22 protein-coding genes are annotated in these 26,236 nt (G+C 42.4%); 17 read left to right on the top strand and 5 right to left on the bottom strand.

The window, feature by feature from the left end; translation table 11 throughout:
* Positions 1 to 130: 130 nt before the first annotated feature.
* On the top strand, positions 131 to 1,681 hold the full coding sequence (locus tag M5U24_RS04810) for a GGDEF domain-containing protein (RefSeq protein WP_099324895.1): 1,551 nt from the start codon (positions 131 to 133) through the stop codon (positions 1,679 to 1,681).
* 962 nt (positions 1,682 to 2,643) lie between these two features.
* Here M5U24_RS04810 and M5U24_RS04805 read toward each other — a convergent pair.
* A complete protein-coding gene (locus M5U24_RS04805; RefSeq protein WP_099324894.1) occupies positions 2,644 to 6,306 on the bottom strand; it encodes a serine/threonine-protein kinase in 3,663 nt (1,220 codons plus the stop codon).
* A 366-nt stretch (positions 6,307 to 6,672) separates the two neighbouring features.
* The gene (locus M5U24_RS04800; protein ID WP_099324893.1) at positions 6,673 to 7,290 is read right to left on the bottom strand and encodes a sigma-70 family RNA polymerase sigma factor; all 618 of its coding nucleotides are present in this window, start codon (positions 7,288 to 7,290) and stop codon (positions 6,673 to 6,675) included.
* 247 nt (positions 7,291 to 7,537) lie between these two features.
* On the opposite strand from M5U24_RS04800, the gene M5U24_RS04795 reads away from it, so the two are divergent.
* From M5U24_RS04795 to M5U24_RS04770, 6 genes are all read left to right on the top strand, one after another.
* Entirely contained in the window at positions 7,538 to 7,861 is a 324-nt protein-coding gene (locus M5U24_RS04795; protein ID WP_157820478.1) for a hypothetical protein, read from the top strand.
* Between the two features lie 111 nt (positions 7,862 to 7,972).
* A complete protein-coding gene (locus M5U24_RS04790; RefSeq protein ID WP_099324892.1) occupies positions 7,973 to 8,641 on the top strand; it encodes a carboxypeptidase-like regulatory domain-containing protein in 669 nt (222 codons plus the stop codon).
* Positions 8,620 to 9,063 carry a hypothetical protein gene (locus tag M5U24_RS04785; protein WP_099324891.1) on the top strand — a complete coding sequence of 148 codons (444 nt, stop codon included), beginning with the start codon at positions 8,620 to 8,622 and terminating at the stop codon, positions 9,061 to 9,063. The genes M5U24_RS04790 and M5U24_RS04785 overlap by 22 nt, the downstream gene beginning before the upstream one ends.
* 24 nt (positions 9,064 to 9,087) lie before the next feature.
* Positions 9,088 to 9,237: a hypothetical protein gene (locus M5U24_RS04780; protein ID WP_157820477.1), complete on the top strand. Its 150-nt coding sequence runs from the start codon at positions 9,088 to 9,090 to the stop codon at positions 9,235 to 9,237.
* Positions 9,238 to 9,726: 489 nt separating this feature from the next.
* A complete protein-coding gene (locus M5U24_RS04775; protein WP_099323573.1) occupies positions 9,727 to 11,463 on the top strand; it encodes an IS1634 family transposase in 1,737 nt (578 codons plus the stop codon).
* Between the two features lie 275 nt (positions 11,464 to 11,738).
* Positions 11,739 to 13,886 (top strand): AAA domain-containing protein, encoded by a 2,148-nt coding sequence (locus tag M5U24_RS04770; RefSeq protein ID WP_230408061.1) that lies wholly within the window; start codon positions 11,739 to 11,741, stop codon positions 13,884 to 13,886.
* 182 nt (positions 13,887 to 14,068) lie between these two features.
* Here the strand turns inward: M5U24_RS04770 and M5U24_RS04765 are convergent, their stop codons facing one another.
* On the bottom strand, positions 14,069 to 15,172 hold the full coding sequence (locus M5U24_RS04765; RefSeq protein WP_076611654.1) for an IS4-like element ISCku3 family transposase: 1,104 nt from the start codon (positions 15,170 to 15,172) through the stop codon (positions 14,069 to 14,071).
* A 103-nt stretch (positions 15,173 to 15,275) separates the two neighbouring features.
* Between M5U24_RS04765 and M5U24_RS04760 the strand changes: the two genes are divergently transcribed.
* From M5U24_RS04760 to M5U24_RS04715, 10 genes are all read left to right on the top strand, one after another.
* Positions 15,276 to 17,129 carry a DEAD/DEAH box helicase gene (locus M5U24_RS04760; RefSeq protein ID WP_230408060.1) on the top strand — a complete coding sequence of 618 codons (1,854 nt, stop codon included), beginning with the start codon at positions 15,276 to 15,278 and terminating at the stop codon, positions 17,127 to 17,129.
* Positions 17,130 to 17,220: 91 nt separating this feature from the next.
* Positions 17,221 to 18,903, top strand: a complete 1,683-nt coding sequence (locus tag M5U24_RS04755) for an IS1634 family transposase (RefSeq protein ID WP_205713364.1) — start codon at positions 17,221 to 17,223, stop codon at positions 18,901 to 18,903.
* 957 nt (positions 18,904 to 19,860) lie between these two features.
* Entirely contained in the window at positions 19,861 to 20,745 is an 885-nt protein-coding gene (locus M5U24_RS04750) for a hypothetical protein (protein ID WP_099324888.1), read from the top strand.
* A 243-nt stretch (positions 20,746 to 20,988) separates the two neighbouring features.
* Positions 20,989 to 21,459 carry a hypothetical protein gene (locus M5U24_RS04745; RefSeq protein ID WP_157820475.1) on the top strand — a complete coding sequence of 157 codons (471 nt, stop codon included), beginning with the start codon at positions 20,989 to 20,991 and terminating at the stop codon, positions 21,457 to 21,459.
* A gap of 117 nt (positions 21,460 to 21,576) precedes the next feature.
* The gene (locus M5U24_RS04740; protein ID WP_157820474.1) at positions 21,577 to 21,741 is read left to right on the top strand and encodes a hypothetical protein; all 165 of its coding nucleotides are present in this window, start codon (positions 21,577 to 21,579) and stop codon (positions 21,739 to 21,741) included.
* A gap of 212 nt (positions 21,742 to 21,953) precedes the next feature.
* Positions 21,954 to 22,154 carry a type II toxin-antitoxin system HicB family antitoxin gene (locus tag M5U24_RS04735; protein ID WP_099324886.1) on the top strand — a complete coding sequence of 67 codons (201 nt, stop codon included), beginning with the start codon at positions 21,954 to 21,956 and terminating at the stop codon, positions 22,152 to 22,154.
* Complete coding sequence (locus M5U24_RS04730) at positions 22,151 to 22,279, top strand: hypothetical protein (protein WP_261341705.1); 129 nt, start codon at positions 22,151 to 22,153, stop codon at positions 22,277 to 22,279. The genes M5U24_RS04735 and M5U24_RS04730 overlap by 4 nt, the downstream gene beginning before the upstream one ends.
* A gap of 67 nt (positions 22,280 to 22,346) precedes the next feature.
* The gene (locus M5U24_RS04725; protein ID WP_099324885.1) at positions 22,347 to 22,604 is read left to right on the top strand and encodes a hypothetical protein; all 258 of its coding nucleotides are present in this window, start codon (positions 22,347 to 22,349) and stop codon (positions 22,602 to 22,604) included.
* 160 nt (positions 22,605 to 22,764) lie between these two features.
* A complete protein-coding gene (locus M5U24_RS04720) occupies positions 22,765 to 23,043 on the top strand; it encodes a hypothetical protein (RefSeq protein ID WP_197705381.1) in 279 nt (92 codons plus the stop codon).
* A 412-nt stretch (positions 23,044 to 23,455) separates the two neighbouring features.
* Positions 23,456 to 23,806 carry a hypothetical protein gene (locus tag M5U24_RS04715; RefSeq protein ID WP_099324882.1) on the top strand — a complete coding sequence of 117 codons (351 nt, stop codon included), beginning with the start codon at positions 23,456 to 23,458 and terminating at the stop codon, positions 23,804 to 23,806.
* 162 nt (positions 23,807 to 23,968) lie between these two features.
* Here M5U24_RS04715 and M5U24_RS04710 read toward each other — a convergent pair whose 3' ends face one another.
* Both M5U24_RS04710 and M5U24_RS04705 read right to left on the bottom strand, forming a co-directional pair.
* Positions 23,969 to 24,310 carry a hypothetical protein gene (locus tag M5U24_RS04710; RefSeq protein ID WP_099324881.1) on the bottom strand — a complete coding sequence of 114 codons (342 nt, stop codon included), beginning with the start codon at positions 24,308 to 24,310 and terminating at the stop codon, positions 23,969 to 23,971.
* Between the two features lie 460 nt (positions 24,311 to 24,770).
* Entirely contained in the window at positions 24,771 to 26,195 is a 1,425-nt protein-coding gene (locus M5U24_RS04705; RefSeq protein WP_099324880.1) for an IS4 family transposase, read from the bottom strand.
* Between the last annotated feature and the right edge of the window lie 41 nt (positions 26,196 to 26,236).

Below are 26,236 nucleotides of genomic sequence, written 5' to 3'. Positions count from 1 at the left end.
TTTGTCATTCGAATTTCGAATTTTGTTGCACTCAAAGGCTGCGCTATAGATTTTTTGTATCCTCTCCTGTATAATATGCCTCAAAAGAATAGGCATTTTTAAACGGCCCTTTTTGAAAAAGGATTCCTCAATGGCAAATAGAGAAGTTTTGAAAACTGTGCTCGATTCACCCTCTTTACCTACGTTGCCCACCGTTGCATCAAAACTTATCTCGATTACGTCGAACCCGGAAACAAGTATGGCAGAAATAGCTCATTTGATTTCGAAAGACATCGCCATCTCGGCTAAAATATTAAAAATTGCCAATTCTTCCTTTTACAGTTTTTCTAGTAAAATCAGCACAGTTCATCAGGCTGTGTCGAATATCGGAAAAAATGCGATACGAAGCCTCGTCCTCTCTGTTTCATTTCTTACCATCAAAACCAATTACAAAAATGAAGTCTTTGATTACGAAAAACATTGGCAAAAATCACTTTCTGCTGCAGTTGCTGCAAAACTTATTATGGCAGAAATAGATAAAACAGACCCTGAAGAAATATTTATTGCCGCACTCCTGCAGGATATCGGAGGATTAATTCTTGCACGAGCCTTTCCACAACAATATGAACAAACACTGATAGCGCTCACCGATGACAAAAGAGATATCATAGAAATTGAACGGCGAATTATCGGTGCGGACCATGCACTTATTGGGTACGAAGTCACACGAAATTGGGGGTTCCCGGCGGAATTGCTCGTCCCTATACAATTTCATCACAACCCTGAAAGTTACAAAGAAGGCAATAACAAACTCAGAACTGCTACAAATGTAGTTTACTTATCGGGGATGATTACCAATATACTGTTTTCCAATAAGCCGCAGGACTACCATCAGCAGTTTTTAGAAAAATCCGGAAAAATGCTTGGCTTCGATAATACGGTTATTAACAGGATACTCAGAAAGGTACATACGGAAATAGCGGAAGTTGCCAGTTTTTTTGATTTCCAGATACAGAATCCAAAACCCGTCGAGGAAATCCTGCAGGAAGCCAACATTGCGTTAAGCCTTATTAATCTGTCATACGAACAGATGAACAAGGAACTCATTGCCGCCAAGATGGAACTGCAGAAGCTGGCTAATGACCTGGAAGAAAAAAATAAACGGCTAGAAAAACTTGCCAATATAGATGGACTGACTGATGTGTACAACCATCGGTACTTTCAAAATTTTCTTGAAACGGAAATCCGCAGGTCACTGCGCAAGAAAACATCTGTGAGCCTGGTACTCTTTGATGTTGATCACTTTAAAAAATTTAATGATAGCTACGGACATCCGGCGGGCGATTTTATATTAAAAGAATTGTGCAAACTGGTTAAAAAAAACCTCCGTGATTACGATCTTATTGCCCGGTACGGCGGCGAAGAATTCATTCTTGTTTTGGTAGAAACGGCAGCGGAAGATGCCGCAGAGATTACTGAAAAATTACGCGAGGTCATTGCCTCTCATATCTTTATTGATGATATTAACGAATACAAGGTAACAGCAAGTTTTGGAGTGGCAACAATGAGTCCTGCTAAGGATGAATTTAAACAAGGTGATTTTATTGACTTTGCGGACAAGGCCCTATACGAGTCAAAGAAAAAAGGCCGCAACAAAATTACCGCATATACCCATAAAAAGAGGTGGTTTGGGAAGGGTTAGTACAAACCGGTGGGTTGGGGCATACGTGTTAAGTTAAGGAATCAACAATCACCGGTAAATCCTTATGTGTGTTGCATCTGCCATGTCCCCCGCTGGCGGGGGTGCAGGGGGTGGAAGGGACTTCTCCATCGCTTCAAATACCCTTTATTTTGGATACGAATTTTCACCTTCTTACCTGATGTTGAGTCACCAATCATTGCATAGTGAGCTACGGTTTAAAAATACTTATGGATATGCAGATTATGCGCCTACCAAAATTCATGCTTCTGCCAGTCCACCCCCTTGATCCCCCGCCAGCGGGGGACAGTAGCCAGCCACATCTCTAAAAGTTTCATACCATTGTGGGCCACAAGCAGGTACGGATAAACGTAGAGACGACCTGCCATGGTGTTTCTTCAGTCCATGCTACCCCAAAGAATCGCTTAACTTAACACGTATGGGGGTTGGGGGGGTAAGGCGACACGTTTTGCCTCCATTAGAATGGTTTGAAATTCCTGTACGTTAAATTATGCCTTCGGTTACTTTTTCATGTAGAGCGAAGATGTTCTTCGCGCTGAAACAAGTGAGCTTCTCCCCATACGCATCAACCGAACCTTCCTCTCGTTTCCAAGCTCCACAGAATGGGTCAAATGGACAGTGTGGTCTTCGCGGGTTCACTCATTAGAACCTGAACCAAACGTTTTATACTTTCAATCCTGCCTTCTATAAGCAGAACAAATGACAAATGACAAATAAATTCCAAATTCCAAGCAGGGATTTTGTGATTTGGGCAGTGGAATTTTACCGTAGTACATGGCCCCATTATCCGCATAAACTCATGGGTTCAGGCTTCGTCGCGAGCTCTGCCGAACGATTGCAAACCAGAACCCGTCGGGAGTCGTGTAATGTTTACGCTGAATAGTTACATAACTTTCACCTTATTCCCCATCAATAAAGGGGGTAATGGGGTTGTTTCCCTCAACTTATTGAGAAGTTACGATACTATCGAGACTCTCTTGTACAAAGGCATCATCCGGGTTTTGGGACAAATATTGCCTGAGCACGTTTATCGCCTTCTCGGAATCCCTTAAATATTGATAAACAATGGCCAACCATAAATAACCAGTCCTTTGCTTAGGAAGAAGTTTGATTGCGTATTCAGCCGTTTCCTTTGCCTTTTGAAGAAGGCCTTTGTGTAGATACGCCTTTTCCAATTCATCCCAAATTAACGGCAATTCCGTCTGGATTTTCAGGGCATTGTTTAATGCATTTATTCCATCATCGAAATTGTTTCTTGCAAAGTTTATTTTTGAGCGTGAAATGTACAGCGATGTTTCATGATGAGGCAATAGGTCATTTGCCGTATGCGCAGGCGTCTTTCGTTTAGAATCTTCCTCTTGTTTGATAAATTCTTCCGCCTTATCAAGTTGATTCTCTTCTATCAAAAGCGCCGTCAGCGCAATGATAGTGATGCCTATGTGAACCTGGTCGGGAGGGTAACAATCATTTATATTCGTTGGCAATGTATCAAAATATCTGAAATAAGTTTGAATGGCCTTGTTTTTGTCGCCGGCAGATAAGTGTGCAACGGCTTTTTTACGATACATTTCAGGGTGATTTGGCAATCGGCCCAAACCCTTTTCAAGCGTATTCACGGCGCTTTGGCAATCTTTCTTAGCCATGTATAAGTCAGATAAATTTGTATAAATGGATTGAACTACATATTTATCTGCTGTATCGCTGCGCCCTAAATAACGCCATGAGTTTCCCGTCTCTACAATTTTCATGTTGTCCAGTTTATGCATCAGCGCATTGAATTCTTTCTCTGCTTCAACATTGTTGCCTGCACGATATAACGCACATGCGAATTTAAAAGTAATTCCAAACCTGTCTTTCTCGTCCCGCAGATATCGCAGTGCCTGGCGATATGCCTCGCTTGCCTTTTCGTAATCATGTGAATATATTTCGTGAAACATTCCATAATATTTCCAGAGTACGCTGGTATGGGGGTGTTTATCAAGGATGCCGGTGCATAGTGTTGTAACATTCTCAATGCTATCGCCGGATTTTAACCTTAGTCGTATTAAGTGGCTGATTATGTTTACCTTATCATTAAAATCGTAATCATCATTAAATTCTTCCATTAACATTTTTTCATATAATGCCTGACAAAGATTCATACAGGCGGCATCATTTCCGATGGACAGATAATATTCACTCAGCACACTGCCAAAGCAATATTTGAACGCTGGTTTATTTATTAAAGCCTTGTCATAGAACGATATTGTTTCAGACATGGGCTTGTTATTGAACAAGAATTTAAGATAATTAATATGGTACTTTCTGCTTAAATTTTTATTGCCTTCTGTTTCTAACAGCAATCTTTTCAGGCAATCTTCTTTTTCCGCAAGGCATTCCCGGATTTGCCCCTGAGAACCTGTTTCTTTTAAGATTAAAAGTTTAGTGTCAAGCAGCATATCTAATGTAATAAGGTTACATTTTTTTGCGATACCCTTATTGCATATATCAAGTGATTTTTCATAGCTACTTTGCTTTCTGTAAAAAAATGCTAAAGCGAAATCTGATAAGCAGCTCATATCAAGTTCCTGTGCTTTAAGATAACATTTTTCTGCATTATTAATATCGCCGGTAGTTTCATACAAACTACCCAAACCCAAATAACACAGGGGATTCCACGGTTGTAATCCGGCGGCTTTTTTATATTCGGTTATCGCCTCTTCAAATCTGCCAAGGTAGTCTCCAAGAATTTCGCCGCATAACAAGTGCCCAAGCGCAACGTTGGGCCTGAGGTTGGATACTGCCAAACACTCGTCCAGATTTCTTTCTCCTGACAGGCGGTTTTTTGCAAATATTCTTGACAGCATGGCAGGATAAAAATCAGATTCTTTTTCCACGCACATTTCAAACAAACGCAGGCTTTTCTGCTCTCTTTCAGGGATATCGGGTTGTTGGCATATTAACAGGCCTAATATGTAGGCTTCCCTGGAACTCAGGGATTCCAGGTGGTCTGATGAAATACCTCTTTCATAAATTTCAATATTACTGCCTAACGGCCCGGACTGTAATAATTGAATGCATCTGAAATCCGGATTAATTTTTTCGGCATCTTCGAAATCCTTCAATGCGCCTTCTCTATTTTCCCCTGATACCAGATATGCTATCCCCCTTTGAATTAACGCCCACCAGTTTTTATTATCTATCTGCAATACTTCGTCATAGTATTTAATTGCTCTTTCTGTAAGCGTCTCTCTGGCTAATAATGGCCAAGGCAGGGAATTAAGCGCCGCCTGACACAGCAGTACGTCCGCTTCGTCAAGCAGTTGATTAACATAGGCAATCCTGTGAGCTTCACCCTCTTTCTTCCGGTTATGGTGATATAGAGCAAAACATGCGAAGATTAAACACAGAACCAGAAAACCCATAACGGTTTTAACCGGATTTCTGCGTATAGTTTTATAGGTTCTGATTGTAAAAGGAGTTTTTCTTGCAATGACAGGCCTAAAATCTAAGGCATTTCTTATATCATTGGCAAATTCAAGGGCTGAATCGTACCTCTCGCCTGGATTCTTTTTAAGGGTATGCAGCAAAATAGTGCCCAAATCCCTTGAAAGTTTCGGACAGTATTTTCCTGGAGAAGTCGGTTCTTTTGATATGATCTTCGTTAAAACATCATTTATCGAAGCGCCTTCAAATGGGGTATGGAATGTAAGGCACTCATAATAAGCTGCGCCTAATGAATATACATCGCTCCTGCGGTCAACTTTATCCGGGGATTGGATTTGTTCCGGCGACATATAATTCGGAGTTCCAAAAAGTTCGCCGGTAATGGTAATAGACTGATTTGTCTCGCTGTTCGCCAGCCCAAAATCAACTAATTTTGCATTGCCATCTGTGTCAATCAGGATGTTTGACGGCTTAATATCTCTGTGTAAAATTCCCTTGTTGTGTACATGATCCAATGCAGACGCAATATCTATGATTATTTTGCTAATGGTTTGAATATACTCGTCGTCAATTACCGGCCTTCCTTGTTTCGTCTGCGATGTATCAACAGAAGCGGTATTCTTCGACCTGACATAATCAGAAAATAGAGCGCTGGCGTTTGTGTTTTGGTTTGATGAGCGCATGTCTGCAAGCACATTGCCTAATGAATCGCCGTTTACGTATTCCATTGCGAAGTAGAAATATGGCCCGTGCCGCCCGGTTTCATAAATTTGCACAATATTGGGATGGGATATCTTTGCCAGCAGATTTGCCTCTCGTTTAAACCTTTCCAGCGTTTTACTACGAATCCCGCTGACGTCGCTGATAACTTTAAGCGCCACATGCCTGTCCAGCGAGGTTTGCCTGGCGAGAAAGACAGTTCCCATGCCGCCTGAGCCTATTAGCTCAAGTATTTCAAAGTCACCCATCTTTTGGCCAATAAGCTGATGTGCTAAACGGTCGTTTTCATCCTCTCCTGTAAGGGAAGCAAATAAACTGTTGATTTTTTCAAGATTTTCAATCCGTTTCTTGATCTCGTCTGCTATGTCAGGGTACTTTCTCAGGACATCATCTAGCCCTGGATCCTTCCCCTGCAACGTATCATCTATAAATTGTTGGACGATTTGGTCAAGTTGATTCATTTTACAGATCTTAGTACCTTGTCAGTAATTTCTTCGAAGTTTTTGGCAAAATATTTAATGGTGAAATCTGAAATAAATTCATAATTTCAATTCCACCCCCTGCACCCCCGCCAGCGGTGGACATTCTCCCCCCTCGGAGGGGATATGGGGGAGGACTTTGTAATTTATGCTTGTTTGGTTCCGGCTATGCCCGCTTAGGAATTATTATTCTTTATTCTCGTAACACTTTGGTTTTTTTGAAACCGTAGGGGCGAAGCATTTGCTATAACGGGCATACATGCGTTCATGCCCAAACGGGCAAATGCTTCGCCCCTACATCGTGCAGCAAACAATGTTACTATTGGAATTTTTCAAAAAACTAAAGTGCTACCTATTCTCCCCAAAAGCATTATTTAGGGCATTAAGCGCCCTTACTAGCAGCATCCGGGTGGCATCCGGGCTTTTGCCCAATTTTTCACCAGCTTGTTTTTGTGAAAGTCCTTCTGCCTTTGTTAACAGGATTACCTCCCGATATTCCGGCTTTAGTTTTTGCATAGCCTTTTCCAGTTTGTCAAGGTCCTCCTCTTTAGACAATATTTTGCTGGGTGTTGCTGAATCCATTGGTTCATATGTATGTACACTGCTATCATCTTTTAATTGTTTATTGCTGCTTAAAGGCTGTTCCCTTCTATGGTCGCGCACCTGTGCCCTCATCTCACTTATTTTGTCACGTATTCTGTTTTCCGCAATATGTGACAACCATCGTAAAAAATCACCTTCATTTTTATAGGTAAACTGTTTCAAATCACGAAAAGAACTCAATAATGCGTCCTGAACCAGATCCATTGATTGCATCTTACTTCGCAATTCATTGCCCATGCGCATCCTGACGATTCTTAGAATACGCCCGCAGTATATTTCATATAGTTTTTCAATTGCCGGTTGATCACCAGACTTTGCAAGCATAACCAAATGAAGTGTTTGTGGATTAACGGATTCAGGCATGTTTTCATAATCTCCATAAATAAAGCCAGTTATAGCCGCAATAATATTTATTTTTCTAAAAAAGTCAATTAACTTCGTTCGGTTTTACAAATTTTTCCGCTATTAAGAGTAGGAGCATAAAAATTGTAGTTGTCAAAAAAACCTTTTTGAAAGGAGGTATTAAATCGTTTAACGAATTATTTAGCCAGTAAGAAGGACAAGTAATATTAAAAATATTTTAAACATAAATTTAAAAGGAGTAATAAAAATGAAAAAAACAATCGCAATTTCACTTATTGTAGCAAGTGTGTTTATAGCCGCACTGACTTCTAAAGCAGATGATTACGTTCATGGATATTATAGAAACAATGGAACCTATGTTAAACCACATTATAGGTCAAACCCTGATAGAAATTTTTATAACAACTGGAGTACATACCCGAATATCAACCCATACTCAGGAACAAGAGGCACAAGAAGAACTACAAATTATCAAATAAGTAATTCATTTTCTACGCCAAAGTATTCTTATTCCTCAGGGAGACAATATTCATCCTCAAACTCTTTCGGTAATTTTTTTGGAGGAAGATAAATTAATTATTTCACGACTTGTTCCCAAACTCTTGTTTGGGAACAAGCAGTCAACCTGTCACTACAGTATTGAAAGCCGCCTAAAGCTTAATTTTAAAAGGAAGGAGTAAATATGAAAAAGTTGTTATTTGTATTGCCATATTTGTTTGCCTGTAGCGTTGCCTTTGGATATGACTACGTAGATGTATCTGGTAAGGTAAAAAATATGGAAGGAATGGAACTTGAGGATGTTGTTATAAGACTCGACAACGATTCAGACCATTACAGGGCAACGACCGACTGGAACGGCGATTTTGAACTATATGACGTTGCAGTAAACACTTATACTGCTACATTTGAGAAACAAGGATATATAACATCCACGCAAGAAATAACAATCAATGGCGATAGTTATGAAATGAATATCGGAAGTTTTTATTTAGAAAAAGATATTGCATCTGGCATGGCTGGCGCATGGGAAGGATATCTGAAAACTTGTATATGGGATTTAGATGTATCAATAACCATAACACAAACCGACGAAACTATATCGGGAACGATATTGGCAAATGGCCGCCCGTTTGGGAAATTAACGGGAACGATATCCGGCGATGATATAGAATTTGAAATTGAGAAATCAGCGCCATGCAGGGGATTTATCGAAGGAAATGGATTTGTTACAGAAGAAAAAATTATACTGGTATTTACTGATGGCAGGGATTGCCAGGGCGAACAAAACGTTGGAAATTGTGAATTTGTGAATTGTGGAAAGCGGAGTAAATGGAAATTAAGATTAATATAGAAAGGAAGGGTAATATGAAAAGGGGAATATTGTTATTTATTGTGTCTTTGGTGTGTATTGTTTTTACGGTAAAAAGTGATGCATACGCCTTAGTAAGTGATGGTTTAGAGGGAACATGGAAGGGTTATTATTCATCGAGTATACTTTCCAGCACAAGTGTAACTGTAAAGCTGAAGAAAAAGAGCAGCACAAAATACAGCGGTACTTATAAGGCAGGAAATGGCGCAAAGGGAAAGATTATCTTGAAAATAAAGGACACCGGCAAGCAGAGGATAAAAATGAAATCAACCACATCAGGTTGTTCCGGCTCTTACAGAGGCAATATAACAAACAATGATGGGTCATATATAGAATTCGATTTTACCGGCAACGATTGCTCAGGGTCGCACAAAAACGGAGAGGGGTATGTGGAAAAACAATAGAGATTGTCAGGACGGGCAAAGCTTATGGAATTGGGAGTTGTGGAGAGAGAACTCAGTATCCAGAAGTGCAGAAGTGACATCCTGAGTCTCCTGGCAATCTCCGTTCACAGAAATAGCGCCTTCAATTATGTATGGTGCACAAGAGATGAACACGGACATAATGGCAATGAGTAGTGATTGAGTTTTCTTAAAGTATCGTGCATCAAAAGGCTGATTATTGAGGATGAGGGGCACACCTAATCAGGCTGTCCGCGAAACATACAAAAGTAACCTCTTGCGGAGCATCAAGGAAAATGTAATAATCCCAACTCCTTACCGATAATATGCAAAATGATGGATTCTCCATGTGAAATTATCTGTTTTTTTTGAAGAGTAGGCAATAGTAAAAAAGCAATGAGGGAATTTAATACGATGTTAGCTATAAACTTAACAATTACTGGTTAGGCGAAAAGTTATGGGGACTAGCGTGAGTTTATCACGAAATAAGGTGTAAGACAAAGACATCAAGTTGCAATCCAATGATTTGTATCGGGTTGCGACTTTTTTTGTCTAAAAAATTATGTATACACTGAATAATACTATATTTATATTGCATTATATGCCTGTATATACTATTATACACGGAGTATTAATCTATTACGTATACACTAACAACTAATAGCCATGGCTACCATTCAATCTAAAAACTCCAGAGGTTATAAATATTGGTATATTGTCGAATCGCGGCGCGTTAACGGCAAGCCCAGGCCCATCGTCCTGGCCTATCTTGGCAAGGCAGACGATTTATTAAAACAACTGCAAGGTCTTACCGAAAAATTACGGCTCAAATCTTATTCACATGGCGCGGTAGCCGCATTGCTAAGTGTGGCCAATGCCCTGGACGTCCCTTCCGTGATTAATAAATATATAAAGTCGCCACGGCAGTATTGTGCTAAAAAACCTGTTCGAAATAATCTGACCGCCGGAAGTACCCTCTTGTTGGGTGCCGTGGGGAGAGTGTGTGTGCCTACCAGCAAAAGAGGATGGTGGGATTGGGCAAAGACGACTACTGCCGAATACTTACTCAGACACAGCTTGAGTAAAATAGACAGTCAGCATTTCTGGGATTTGATGGATGCACTTCCTGAAGAATCCATTGCAGAAATCGAGCGCGAATTAATTGAAAAGACATTTAAAACATACAACCTTCAAAGCGACACACTGTTTTTTGATACAACCAATTTTTTCACGTATATCGACACAACTAATCTGCGATGCACTATTGCCCGGCGGGGGAAAAACAAACAAAAGCGATACGATCTCAGGCAGGTCGGGTTGGCGATGGTCGTTACACGTAACGACATGATACCGTTGTTTCACCATACCTATCAGGGGAACATGGCGGATGCAAAGGTGTTCAGCGCGGTTCTTGAGACGATAAAAGACAGGATGACCGGATTAGGTTTCGACAGCAAAAAGCACACTATTGTTTTTGATCGTGGAAACAATTCCATGGACAATATGGCTATTGTAGAGAGATTGGCATTGCATTACGTTGGAGCGCTTACACCGTATCATCACAAGCAGTTGGTAGGGGATGCCATGTGTAATTTCAGGGAATATGACGTTGACGGCAGTAAGATACAGGTGTACCATGACAAACGGGTTATTTGGGGGCAGGAAAGAACCGTTGTCGTATTTATTTCCGAGAAATTAAAGGTTGGGCAATTAAGGGGAATGTCTCAGTCTCTGGAAAAGGCAGAACATCAGTTAAAGCTCTTACAGCAGCATCTGTGTAATCCAAAGGGAAAGATGCGGGACAAAGAGGGTCTGGAGGATACGATAAGAAGTGTAGTGAAATGTCAATTTGCGAAGGATGTTATCGATTGGTCGTTAAAAGAGGTATCTGAAGGCAAGTTTCAATTGAATTTTTCAATCGACCAGAAAAAGCTCGAAGAAATAGAAGGGGAACTGGGGTTCAGGATTCTTATGACAGACCATCACGATTGGGATACCGCGGACATTATAAAAGCCTACTATGGGCAATCAAAAATTGAACATGCCTTTAGAAATCTCAAGAACCCCTATCACCTTGCTTTAAAACCGCAATTTCACTGGACGGATCAGAAAATCAGGGTGCATTTTTTTATTTGCGTCCTCGGATACCTAATGGCGGCGATTGTGTGGTATCAGGCAAAAGCGCACGCACAATTTAGTGGAACGTTAGATACCCTGTTAGACACCCTTAATAATATAAGGCTTTCTGCTATGCTTGAAGAAACAAAGGCCAGAGGGAGAGTTAAGGCTACCTACAAATTGGAAGAAATGTCCGACAAGGAATCTCTGTTGATGAATGCGTTAGGCATTATGGATTTCCACAAACATCGGCTGAAACTTCAAGGACTCAGTGTATACAATTGATGTTGTGCTTAACGCATTGACTGTATTTATGTTACGTTGCTTCATGCCTTATTTTGTGATAAACTCACGCTAGGGAACTCTTAAACGATCAACAGGCAGATAGCCATAGGGTGCAGAAAGCCGTTAGGCTTCTCGACTATTTGACACGACTTGCTTTACTTCGCGCGAAGCTGATCAGCGACATTGCCGAATACGAGAATGTCCTTTGGGTATCAAACGTTCCACATGAGCGGGGGTGCTTTACGCAGGCATGGGGGAGCGATGAGGAACATGAGATGGATGAATGGCTGGAAGTGCAAAACCGGCGCGAGCCAGAATTGCATGCCATTCCCATTCAATGCAGAGACTGGCTTAACCAGTCGGCGCTCTGCAATAAGAGTGATTTGCCGGAACTCCTCCCGGAAATCACCCAACAAGTCCAAAATCCCGACTGGCGCGAAGGATCGCATCAGCCGGAAACCATGCCACGCACCGAACGCCTTGGCGAACATCCCGAAGTTCTGCGGGCATGGGAACGTTATGTTGAAGACAAGTGGCTACCATGGACGGAAGATCACAATGCGTGGGAAAAAATCCACCGTGTCTATTCCGAGCTTTTTGCCATTCATCAAGAGCAACTCAGGCTTGGCGAGGAATACGAACTCGTACTTGGGTTGGGTCTGCTTACATGGCAGACGCCCACTGGGCAGCGCGTCAGACGTCACTTGGTTGTCGCGGATGCCATTTTGGAGTTTGAAGCTCATCTGGGTAAATTCACCGTTCGGCCTCATACCGAAGGGGCAAAACTCCGGCCAGAATTCGACATGTTGGATGTAGAGGAACAACCGCCGCGCGCCGAAGAAACTGCGAAGTCTTCGTTGGCAGGAGAAGAAGACGATCCATGGGAAAAAGGGGGCATTGAAAGCGTGCTTAAGGCGTTGGTGCATTCGATCGACTCCCAAGGTGAGTATGACGACTCCTTGGCGGCGAAAAGCATCCGTGCATCAGCGAAGCCAATTGTCGAATATGCTCCCGCTTTGATCCTACGAAAGCGCTCCGCAAAGGGTCTTACCGAAACCTTGAAACGGATCAAGGGGCGGATCGAAAATGCCGAAGGTATCCCTGACTTATTCGCGGACCTTGCCGAGATTTCCAACAAGAATGACTACGAAACGGGCGATGGTTTAGAAGAATCAAGCAGCGCATTCGATGGAGAAGTTTTCTTCCCAAAGCCATCGAACGAAGATCAACGACGTATCGTTGACAAGATTCGTGCGGAAAATGGCGTTCTTGTGCAGGGGCCTCCCGGTACGGGAAAATCTCATACTATCGCGAATCTCATTTGCCATTTGCTCGCCACTGGCCAGCGAACGCTTATCACCGCCAAGACGCCGCGTGCTCTTCAGGTACTTGAAGGACTTATCCCGAAAGAATTACGCCCTCTCTGCATCAACTTGCTTGGCAGCGGTCTTGAGGAGCGGCGATCTTTGGAATCCAGCGTCGGCGGCATACTTCGCAAGAATGATGAATGGAAAGAGGATCGGGCTAAACATGAGCGCACGGAACTAGAAGATCGACTCCAACGCCTCCGGCAGGAGAAAGCCAAGGTTAATCGACGGCTCCGCGATATCAGGGAATCCGAAACCCAATCCCAATCCATTGCGGACGGAACATATCGAGGTACGGCAGCCCGAATAGCGGAGGCCGTCAACCGTGACAGAAGCGTTTACGAATGGTTCGCGGACACCATCCCCTTGGACAAGACCTGTCAGTTATCCGCCAGCGATTTGCGTGATTTTCTTGAGGACATTCGTTATTTTGCACCAGAAAAGCGTCAAGAATTGAGCCTTGAATGGCCAAATGCCTTGCCTTCCACAGAACAGTTGGCCAATCTTGCTGAGAACGAGGTGAAAGCGACTGAGGACGAAAGCAACTCGGTAATCGGGGCAGATGAACGTATCGCCGATCTGATATCAAAGGGCAATTTCGCGACCATCGAAACGATTCGTGACGCTTTCTCCAATTTTCGCGACGCACGAAGAAGGATGATGGCGTCGCCCCATTCATGGATGGCAGATGCATTACGCGATATCTTGGGAGGTAATTCATCCTTGTGGCGCGAGCTTTTCCGTATCACGGGAGATGCTATTGCATCAGTCGAAACTGTAGTCACAATCGCTGACAATACAAGTATTGTTTTCCCAGACAATACCAATATCAGTACGCTACGAGAAGATGCCAGAAAACTGAAAGAGCACATGGAGGGTGGAGGGAAGCTGGGTTGGGGCCCATTTCGGCCCAAAGAGGTCAAAGAGCGCCTCCATGTAATCAAGACTGTGCGTATTGGAGGACGGTCTTGTTCCGCTGTCGAACATTTTTCAAATCTTTCCGATGCATTGCATGTCCGGATCGAGTGTGAGAAGGCGTGGGGGTTCTGGGCATAAGCGCTAACTTGTTTTAGGTATGCTCGAAGTATTTTGATATCTGTGTTTTTCGGATTCTTGTATTTTCTGCTAAAGAACAAGCAATGTCATTCCAGCACTTAAGAACTTCCTGTAATGATAACGCTGGTTCTATAGCCCGTTTTACTTGATTAAGCATAAAAGCAAATTCACGCCATTTGCTTTTAGTCTTCTTGCTTGACAATGAAGTATCCCCAGGGGGAAAAAGACGTAGCAAAATCTATTAGTTTTTCTGTCAAAAGAGCAACGAATAGTTTGCCATAAAGCCAAGCTTTTGAGCTATCATCATCGTATTTAGGTAAGTGTCCAAATTGTGCTATTTGTTTAAATCTTTTAAAGACCAGTTCAATTTGCCATCGAACTCGATACCATTCTAAGATATCAAAAGCGGTAAATTGATTTTCAGGAAACGTTGTGAATACTATTACGTACTTGGCATAAATAAGGGTCTCCGGTTTTAGTTCAATGCCCTTTTTGCTTGCATGTCTTTTAAGTTTTTTATGAGCTATTTTAATGGCTTCTTCTGTTTTGCGTATTATACAAAGACGACCTTTGACATATTCAGTATTATCAACGTTTGGAATAAAAACGTTCCATGATTTTATAGCAAGGGGTCTTTTTAAATATTGGATTTCTTTCAATAAAGGAAAGGGTTTCTTTTCTTCGCCGAATATCCGTAGAGATTGCGAATTAACTCTAACGCTAAGATAAGCGCCTTTCCTTGTTGCATGATGAATTCCTTGGCCAGTACAGTAACCTCTGTCAGCTATAATATAATCATCTTTTTTCATCGGAAACTGCCGAAAAGATTCTCCTGTGCCTTCTCCTTCAGTTCCCGTAAGTTTAAAGAAATCGCAAGATAATGAAGGAACCTCAATACTATAATGAATGCGCCAAAGACTTCCTGTTTTCCCAGGTTCCTTTACTGTTGTTGCATCAAATAAGCGAAGATGAAAATTATTCCGTTTATTAATTTGGAGGCCACGCTCACGGAATAAAGATAAACATAATTTATATAGCCATTCTTTGCTCTTTTTTAATCGCTTTAATAAGGCAACATCGGATAAATCTGCTAAGTTAGCACGCTTGGCTAGAACTACTGTTTCACGCAATGAATAGCCACATCCTAAATGAATTAATAATGTTCGAAGAAGCTTTTCTTCAGATTTATCCTTGCGCAAGCCTTTTAAAGCATTTGTATCAACGGCTAAACTTTTCCAATCGTTTGGGAAGAAAGTTCTTAGAAGATCCCAATCTTCTCTCATCATGGCTTTATCCTCCTATAGAGTGATTAGCGGGATAATTAACATAAAAATACCATGATGAATAAAATTTGTCAATAAAACAAGTTAGCGCTTATGGGGGTTCTGGGTGGGGCGAACCGATAAGATTCAAGGCCCTTATGCTCTACAATTGACTGCGCTCAAATCACTGTGTGACGCTCTTGAAAATGCCTTGTCGCTTGAAACGCTCATTGGAGAATGCCGTGGGATCATACGCCAGTTTCAGGCTATAAGCGAACCCTTTTGGGCTGACGAATCTCAGGTTGAAAGGATAATCGCGTCATGCGGCCTTGCGCATATCCGTCTCCGCAAGCGGCTTGTAGCTGAAGAAATACAAAGCATTGAGGCTCCGGTATCGTACGTTGCCGCCATGGGCAACGCACATCCGGTAACGAACGAATTGCTACACGCGATTCGTGACCGCAATGTAGATGGATTCGCGAATGCCGCGAGCAAGATTCAGGAATTGGAAAAGGAGCGTCAGCGCCTTCAGAAGATGGATGAATACCTCTCGGAAATGAGCCACCGACTCCCACGTCTCACGGATGAATTGATGCGAACCTGTGACGAGCCATATTGGGATGAGCGACTTCAACAAATTGGAAACGCTTGGCATTGGGCGCAGGCGCAATATTGGATTGAGGAATACATACGGCAGGAGGACATCCCTGCCCTCGCCAAGCACGCCAAACAGATCGAGGACGAGATCAACGCCATTATAGCTAAACTCGCCTCGCTCCATGCCTGGTCATTTTGCTTTTCCCGACTCAATAGCAATCATCGACGCCATATGGAAGCCTGGCAGCAGTCTATGAGGCGGCTTGGTAAAGGCACAGGAAAACACGCGCCACGCCACAGGCGTGAAGCTCAACAGCACCTCAATGAGTGCCGTGAGGCGGTTCCGGCATGGGTTATGCCTCTCCACCGAGTTTGGGACACGGTGGATCCCATACCTGGTATGTTTGATGTCATTATCATAGATGAGGCATCGCAATGTGGAGTAGAGGCACTTCCTCTATTTTATCTAGGCAAGAAGGTATTAATTGTTGGCGATGATAAGCAGATCAGCCCGGCTGCTGTAGGCTTGCCTCGAGATGCCGTGCATCGTTTGATGGAGGAATTCCTACATGATTTCCAATTTAAGTCGTCATTCGATGTCGAAAGCAGCCTGTTTGATCACGGTAAACTTCGCTATGGAACGCAACGAATTACCCTACGCGAGCACTTCCGCTGCATGCCGGAGATTATTCGTTTCAGCAATGACCTTTGCTATTCAGATACGCCGTTGATTCCCTTGAGGCAATATGGGCCTAACCGATTAGCTCCCCTTGAACTTGTTTTTGTAAATGGAGGGTATCGCGAAGGTTCATACAACCGGACGATCAATCGCCCTGAGGCCGAAGCCATCGTTAAAAAGATCGTCGAACTGTGTGGCGACACCAGGTATGACGACAAGTCGATGGGTGTGGTTGTGCTTCAGGGCGAAGCACAGGCGGCTTTGATTGAGAACCAATTGCTTGAACAGTTGGGCGCCGAGGAAATGGAGCAGCGGCATTTGGTCTGCGGTAATCCATACAGTTTTCAGGGTGATGAGCGAGACATTATGTTGCTATCGCTTGTTGCGGCCAACAATGAAAGAATTGGCCCTCTAACGAAGGCTTCGGACGAACGGCGGTTCAATGTTGCCGCCAGCCGTGCCCGCGACCAGATGATTTTGTTCCACTCTGTCACTTGTGACGAACTCAGCGCCTCCTGTCTTCGTCGACGACTCCTTAGTTTCTTCGAGAACACGAAACCACAACAGATTGCAGGAATTGAGCGTAATGAGCTTGAGCGGCGCACCTTTCAAGATAATCGACGAGTTGTAAATCCCCCCGCGCCATTTGAAAGTTGGTTTGAGATTGATGTTGCATCGGATGTTCACCCCTGCCAAAACGCATAAGTGCTTAATACATAGTTTGTTAAGGCTGTATTTTTAATAAATATGTAGTCACTAATATATTGTTATTATCCGACAATATACTTGACGGATAATGGTTGTTATCTGTACAATGGTGGACATGCATATTGTAGAGAACAAGTCAAAATCCGGTAAAAAAATCTATCGATCTACCCTTCTGCGGGAATCGTACCGTGAGGATGGGAAGGTCAAGAAACGCACCATTGCGAATCTGTCGAATTGCACTCCCCTGGAGATTGAAGCGATAAGACTTGCACTCGCACATAAAGACGATCTCTGTGCATTGGGCGCATTGTCAGAATCGGTGAAACTCCATGAGGGTTTGTCTGTGGGAGCAGCGTGGAGCGTGTACCAAGTGGCAAAGGAATTAGGGATAGAAGAGGCATTGGGAAAGGACTTTGAAGGAAAGCTGGCGCTTTGGCAAGTAATGGCAAGGGTAATAGGCCAGGGGTCAAGACTGTCTGCAGTAAGGCTGGCGCAGATACATGCTGCGGGTGACGTCCTGGATATGAAGCGTGGGTTTGACGAGAACAATCTGTACGATAATTTGTCATGGTTGTCAGAGAATCAGGCAAAGATAGAGCGAAAGCTGTTTGAGTTAAGACGAGGAGGCAATAAGCCGAAGTTGTTTTTGTATGACGTGACGAGCAGTTATTTAGAGGGGAAGTCGAATCATTTTGGTGAGTACGGGTATAATCGTGACGGCAAAAAGAGGAAAAAACAGATAGTGATCGGTATGCTTTGTGATGAATCCGGGGAGCCGGTATCAACAGAAGTATTTAGGGGCAACACCCAGGATCCGAAGACCTTTGAATCTCAGGTAAAGAAGGTATTAGAGCGGTTTGGATGCAAAGATGTAACGATTGTAGGAGATCGTGGGATGATCAAGACGGTGCAAATCGAAAGTTTACCGGAAGGGTTTCATTACATAACGGCGATAACCAAGCCGCAGATAGAGTCGTTGATAAATAAAGGGATACTGCAATTAGGATTGTTCGAAGAAAAGCTCTGCGAGATAAAGGATGATGAGGTTCGATATATTCTGAGGCGCAATCCGGTAAGGGCGGAAGAGATGTCAAAGACCCGTGTATCAAAATTACAGAGTATAGAGAAATACATCGTGAAGAAGAACAGTTATCTGAAGGAACATCCTAAGTCGTCAGTATCGAAGGCACTGGAAACAACAAGGGAAAGGCTAACGAGATTGAAACTTGATGGGTGGGTGCAGATAAAAGAAGAGGATAGGACGCTAAAGATAGAGAGAGATGAGGAAGCATTAAAGGAGGCATCATACCTTGATGGTTGTTACGCAATCAAGACTGATCTTGAGGAGAACGAGGCGGATACCAATCTGGTACATGAACGATACAAGGATTTAACGGAAGTGGAGAAGGCGTTTCGGGACTGTAAGACGGTGAATTTGGAGGTTCGTCCGGTGTATGTAAGAAAGGAGGATAGTACACGGGGACATGTGTTTGTGGTAATGCTTGCGTACATGATAATTCGAAGGCTGCGCAGAGCGTGGAAGAATTTTGACTTGACGGTAGAGGAAGGTCTCGCACAATTGACGACCATTTGTTCGATGGAAGTAACAATCAAAGGCCAAAAAGCTAGTTGCCAGAAGATCCCGCGTCCGCGGCAACAATCACATGAATTATTAGAGGCATTACAGATAAAGTTGCCAGAAGTATTGCCAAGCCGGAACATACGGGTAGTCACTAGAAAAAAGCTTGCTGTTCGGCGTAAAAGTCAATAAATATAAGGCTTTTACGGCACTTTTGTTTTTTGACTTGGGGTGAACATCCGTTGCATTGGAGTTGGCGAGGCGGGGTTTCAACGTCATTCCGCAGTATGAAATCGCTGGCAAGCGAATCGATATTGTTATAGAAGGAGGCAACGCGCGCCTGGCAGTCGAGTGTGACGGTGACCATTGGCATGGCCCCAACCGATACGAAGAGGATATGCAACGCCAGCTGCAATTAAAGCGGTGCGGCTGGGAGTTCTTCCGCGTCAGAGAATCGGCCTTCTACTCTAACAAAGATGACGCGCTAAAAGGGCTTTGGCGTGCGCTGGAGGAACGAGAGATTTTCCCCAAGTCATGAAGCGCGAATACAAGGAGAGCATGGGGTCACATCTTGATTAGTGATTATGTGTTTGGATAATTAGGGGGCACTTCCCATATTGCTTGCGTGATCATGTTTGGGAAAATAAGGGAAGTGTCCCTATATTTAAAAACCAAAGCATTCGTAGCGATGTCATTTGATAAGACCTTGCTCCCCGTCTACGAGAATGCAATAGCACCGGACATTGAAGCCATGGGTTATCGGCCATATCGGGTGGACTCGTAGCCGCATCTTGAACGAATTGATGCGAAAACCAGTGCCGCGATACGAAACTCTGGATTTATTGTAGCGGATGTAACGCAGCAAAAGCCTGGAGTCTATTATGAGGCAGGTTTTGCATACGGCTTAGGGCTGCCTGTCATCTGGTGTGTCCGACATGATGACTCGCAGAATATCAATTTCGATACAAGGTAATACAATCACATCGTATGGGAAAATGAACCGGAATTGAGAGAAAAGCTGGAAGATTTCATCCTCGCAACCATTGGAAAGAAAGTGACTTCACCATTAGGTCAACAGGATGCTCCTTACGGCGCGCCCGTTACCCAAGCCGTTAAATAATAAAAATTGCAATAAATACATTGGTTAAAATGTTACAAGAGAAAGACGAATTACCCAATATAAAAGGGGTAGTTGCAGAGTGGAAGGAGTTAATGGAAAATGCTTGCCCGCCACCTGGAAACTTTGAAAGCCAATTTTCATGGCTTAAACAAAAAGACATTTATTCTTCTCAATTATTAAAAATTGAAAAAACAATTGTATCTTATTTTGAAAGTTTGCACTTACCTGATTATCCAACGATATATGATTATCTTGTATTAGGACTTCGTTCAAAAGACATTATTGCCACATTTAATTGGGATCCATTCCTAATCCAAGCTTATAGAAGAAATAAAGATGTAGCAAAGTTACCTGATATACGTTTTTTACATGGTTGTGTAGCTTTTGCAACATGCAATGAGCATGATATTTTAGGTGTACCATCTGAGATATGCACAATATGTAATACAACATTAAAACAAAGCAAACTATTTTATCCTGTTGAAAATAAAGATTATACTAATGATAATTTAATAAAAAGAGATTGGGAAAAGGTTACAGAAAAATTAAAAGAAGCATTTCAAATAACCATATTTGGTTATTCTGGACCAGCCACAGATTTTAATGCTCGTCAGCTTTTACTTGAAAATTGGAATCCTACACCAACAAATAATTTCAAACAGTTTTGTCATGCGGAAATTATTGATATAAAAAAACAAGAGGAAATTGTTAAATGTTGGAAAAATTATTTCCCTCTTGGGCATAGTATTATTAATTCAGATTTTTGGAAATCATCTATAGCTATCTGGCCAAGAAGGACTTTTGAATGGAAGTATTCTGTTTCTATTGAAGGTAAGTTCTTAAGAAATGGAGAGCATTATAAAACGGACTCATTGAAAGACCTTCAAGACTGGTTTTCAAAACTTTATTATTAGGAAAATTTGATATCTAACAAATTGTTCAAGAGGGATTTTGGTTGCGCTGGCGCTCCACCAAAACCCCATAATTTAAAGTTAGGAGTCTTTGTGATCACGAAGAAAATTAACAAGGAAATGGAAGAAAAATTGCTCAAAATAATTTATGAGCGATATGCCGTAATTTGAAAACTTTTATATGTGGATCGTAAATAGGAGACATAATAAGTGTCCGATCCAAGGGAATGGGGGTTCGTAGCGGATATGAACTGTAGCGGCTCAACCACAATTAGTGACGTGTGGTTGTGGTTTAAGTGGCTTTGTTTTTATCCTGGAGATTACTTATTGTACTATTTAATTCATAGTAGGCCAGAATTCGCTGCTTTCCTTGAGATCACGTGCAATAATTACGGTGGAGTATTTTCAGGTATCGTTGTCTTTGTGATTATTATGGCGATTAGATATCCGATTGATAGATACACCAATTATCACAAAAAACAAATTACTGAAAATCAAAATGTAGACTGCTATTATTGCAAAGAGAAAATTAAACAAAATGCAAAGATATGCTTTCACTGTGGGCACTATCAGAAAAAGCGTATCCAGTGGTTTAACCAGTATATTAATCATGTTGCGACGTTCATTTCTATTTTTCTTTTAGTTGTTGCTTATTGGCAATATAATGAAGCAAAAAAAGAGCGTGAAGATGCGAAAAAGGCTTTAGAACATGCCTAACAAGCCGAGAAAAAAATTTCCGATGCCAGCAAAGCTATAGCAAAAGTCCTTCTTGCCCAAAGCACGCTAGAGGCTAGTCTTGATAGCTTTGATGTATTAAAGTTTTTTCCAAAAATTATGCAAAATGAGGCAAAATCGTTGCTCGATACTATTGAAGTTACTCCCGAAGAACGGCAAAAAATTTATGAATCAAGCAACCTCTTAAAAATATGGCAACAAACTATTGATCCAGTAAGAAAAGAAGAACTGGAAAAGGAAATAGAACAGTTACTCAACCAATAAAGAGGAAAAAGGTTGCTTTCCCCATATTCATAAATGTTTTAGTACGGCAAAGAGACGTGTCATTGTTGTGGATTTCAGTTATTTTGAGATAGTTTTGGATGGCAGAATACCAAATCAAAGTAACTGCGGTAGGAATTAGAATCAACGACTATTGCCATGACTACTCGATAAATATGATAGATTAATAAAACTCAACGAGGAGAATAAAAGATATGAAAATAAAAGTTATACTGGAGCAAGGAGAAGATGGTTACTTTGCTGCATATTGTCCATCGTTAAAAAGCTGTTGGAGTCAGGGAAGGACAGAAGATGAGGCATTGCAGAATATTCGGGAAGCAATAGAATTATATTTAGAACCTGACGAGGACTTAACAGAAAACAGTAAACACAAAGTTTATGAAGTGGCGATATGAAACTCCAGATATTATCAGGACGAGAGGTTTTGGCAGCTTTAAAACGGATGGAATTTAAAGAAATTAATCGAAAAGGCAGCCATGAGGTAATTCTGGGGACACCATACTTAATTATTGATTATTGATTCTGTGTTGAAAGATGGTTAAGCTTTCGCTGTGTCAGGATTTTGGACGGTGGAATTCTGATTGCAGATGGTTTTAATTCTGAAGGTGTATAAAGAAAAAGAAAGGAAAAATTGCATGGCATTAACCAGGAAAAAATCAAAAAAGCAGACAGTTACATTTCCACTGAGTGTTTTTGAAACCGCTGATACAAAAGAAGACCTTGAAGACTGGCTTTTATCACAAAATCCTGAGTTTATAAAAAACATGCGCAAAGCAAGACAGGATGATATGCAGGTAAAAGGAAAAGACTGGCAATCCCTCTGGGAAGAACTCTGTATAAAATAACGTTTTTACCCGATGCCGAGGAATATTGACATCGGAAGCTCTGATAAGGGTCATGTGTTGGTAGTGGTTTATACTGAGCGAAGTTCAAATATTCGTATTATCAGTTGTCGCAAGGCAAGTCAGTCGGAGCTGTCACTTTATGAAGAAGGAGGTAAATAAAATGGCACAGCTTGAGAATAACGATATGCGCGCTAAATATGATTTCAGTAGTGGAGTACGTGGTAAGCATTATAGAGCCATGCAGGCTGGATATACAATTACTGTTCATGAAGCAAATGGCACAACTGTTGTTAAGGATGTGACGCCAAAAGAGGGGTCGGTTATACTAGAACCAGATGTTAGAGCGTATTTCCCAGACTCAGAATCTGTGAATAGGGCTTTGCGTTGTTTAATTCCGCTGCTGTCACAAAAGCGTAAGGTAAAAACAAAGAAAGCCTAACAAAGCACTCCACCTGACCGCTATTCCGCTACGCTCCATAGCGGCAGGCGAGCTTGGTCGTTATGCACTGAAGGGAGGATTATGAAGGGGCAATGGATCGGCTACTATCAAGGAAGTGCGGAAGGGCGGGTCATGATCAATGTTGATGAAGTCGACGATCATTACGAGGGAGCCGCGTACTTAAACCCGACCACAAGATGTATTCCCGCAACCGTAGCATACTTGTCAACTATAAACAAAGATCATGAACAAGTTGCAACTGCATATATGATTATATTTCTGGAGTTCGCCAATATGATTCAAGCACTTAGCAGTAAGGCATACAAATAAAAATATATTTCATAATTGCCGTAAAATAATGTGACATTTGGGAAGTCTGATATAAATTTAACCGCTTCAAGTGATAACGGACATGCCAGAAGAAAATGATCTTATCCTTTCCAAAGAATTGTATACCGTGCGGTTTTGGGTAAAGCGCGAGCTGGAAGCGAAGTATCTTCCGGCCCTGCCTGACCTCGTCGAAGAACAACTATTTCTACAAGGTAGGACCGCATGGAATTTTAAATACTCTAATCTAAAGATTGATCCACTCAAGGCGTCGAAGAGAATCTCAATTACTATCTTTGCATTGTTAAAAAAAGAATTTCATCGGTTTTTTGATAAGCATCGTTTTTCGTTTAATGTAACAACTATTTATTGGCCGGATACACGCAAGCTTAAGATAGAAAATATCCAAGCAATTGAGTGCCAACAGCGCAGCTAACACGGCACTGCTGCCGACGCGCGAAAGGGAATTAGGGGACACTTCCCATATTGCTTGCTTGATCTGGTGGAAAAATAAGGGATGCGTCCCTATATTTCAATAAAACACGCAATTTTGTAACACGTTAGTCTTTTTTAAAAAACTAAAGTGTTGCAAGTGTTATCATTTATTGAATTTTCTGGTAAATCTTGTGCCTGTTACCGTAGAAAGTAGTATAACGAGAGAACTTACAGGCATAAGTATTGCCGCAACAAGGGGCGAGATACCTCCGAAAAGAGCGGCTATTCCGCCGGCAAAGTTATAAAGAAACGAAATTACAAGGTTTCTCTTAATAATAGAGAGGGTGTTTTTGCTTAATAAAATCAGGTCTAAAACAGGAGAAACCCCCTCCTTCGTTGAATAGATGTCCGCTGCGACCAAGCTCGCCTCTATGCTGCCCAGAACCGCAATGCCAATGGAACCGGATGACATGGCAAGGGCGTCGTTTACTCCATCGCCTACCATAAGAGCATTCGGAACTTTATTGACTATAGTGCTTTTCTCTTCCGGTGAAACTCCTGAATTGGAGAATTAGGGACACATCCCATATTTCTTGCTTGATCTGGGGGAAAAATAAAGGAAGTGTCCATACTTCTATATTTCCTATAAAACACGCAATCCTTAATTTTATAGAGTTTTTTCAAAAAACTAAAGTGTTACGTTTTTGTTGATATTGGGAAACACGATGAGGCTTACTAATTGCTAAAAAATGGGAGTATTCAAAATTAAGTATGGTGTCGCCAGAATTTGGGAATGTAATATCAGAGTCCTCATTAATCCTAAGTTGGCATAGCCAGAACCAAACAAGCACGAAATCAGTCCTCAATCTGCAATTTTGCCGACTTTAGACTGCTGAGCGCTACGGTACAATAGAAAAATCCAATTCCCTAAGCACCATGCACTTCAACGGCTTTTTACCCACCCCTCAACCCTTATGTTTATACACATCTTTTCCATTCCGTGTTTTCGGTTGCACAGGCCCAAAGGCTTTCCATGCCAATGTGAAGTCTACCATTCGCTGCAGGCCAACCCACATGGTTTTTGGGCCTGGTGGGCCATCGCATTTGCGATTTAAGTATCCTCCCAGACTTGATACCATTAAGGTAAAGTCTACGCGCGATGGCGGGGTTTCGGGTGGAGCTTCATTTTTGGCAATCATATACACGGGTTTCCATTCATCATCCTCTAAAAGCGCTGTACACGGCAAATCCGGGCATTCCCTTCCAAGCATGGTAACAAACAATACCCGCCATGCCACTATCATATAAAGAGCAATACACGGCTTGATACGCTCCGCTGTCTCCAATTGACGCTCTTCTATCTTGCAACCGCTCTTTAATACTTTAAAATACATCTCTATCTGCCATCGGCAAAGGTAATATTCCACCACGAGACACGCTTGCCCGAAGGTGTCTATGGGGAGGCTGGTGAGCAGCAACCATGCGATCGGCTCTCCTCCTCCTGGAGGATTGATCTCTTCGACGAACACCACATTGATTTCCACTTCAGGCATCATTTCTCCTTTGCGATATGGAGGCTTGAGTCGAACACGGCAAGCCTTCACCGACTGTACCACCCTTCGGGCGGAACGGTTCTCTGTTTTGGGAATTTTGAATTCCACCTCTCCCAAAATGGGTTTTCCCGATACCTCCTCCATCAACTTTTTATAGCATCCATCTTCCAGCTTCTCCGGCAATCTTCGGTCATGGCAACCACGAATTATAAACTCCGCCCGCTTACCCTCATCCATGCGCACAGACTCCCAAAAACATTCGTAGATATCACCTTTCCGATCTGAAATACTTACGAGCATTGTGCCGGGGAGTTGTTCGCTTAACTCACAGACTCTACGGTAACCTTCCAGCCAACGATGACTCTCCTTTTCCTCGATAGGCTTTTGTTTGCGCTTGTCATTTTTATTGCGGTCTTCAAAGTCGCGCACCCACAGTTCTGCGTCTAACACGCCCAGACAAAGGCGCTCTGGCGTAACAGCCAGAGTCACGTGGTTGAAAAAACCAATCCGTTCCTGAATACTGAGCGGCCCTGCCCCCTTGAGTTTGCGTCCCGTAAAATCCATTTCCGTCGTGCCTTGAACACAGAGAACCACTTTACGCCCCGCCATTCGCTTGTGCGTTGCGTCCCTGTGTGATGATAATACTTTTTGGTCGGTTACTTTTTCATTATCTAAAAAACGATACGCGGCTATGGTCTCATCCCACCCCTTGCAGGCCGCTGGCACACTTGCTCCGGGCTTGCTACCCAATCGATCCAGCAACGCTCGCATCCGTTTATTCAATCGCTCATCTGAAAAATCCGCCGTTGCAGTTTCCTCGTTTCCCCAGTCGCTCATTGCACCACCTCCGCCAAACTCTGACGGGGATTGCAAACAAG

Source organism: Candidatus Kuenenia sp. (genome assembly GCF_027493735.1).
Taxonomy (GTDB): Bacteria; Planctomycetota; Brocadiia; order Brocadiales; family Brocadiaceae; genus Kuenenia; species Kuenenia stuttgartiensis_A.
The sequence above is the reverse complement of the archived record's forward strand: the minus strand, read 5'-3'. Positions and strand labels throughout refer to the sequence as shown.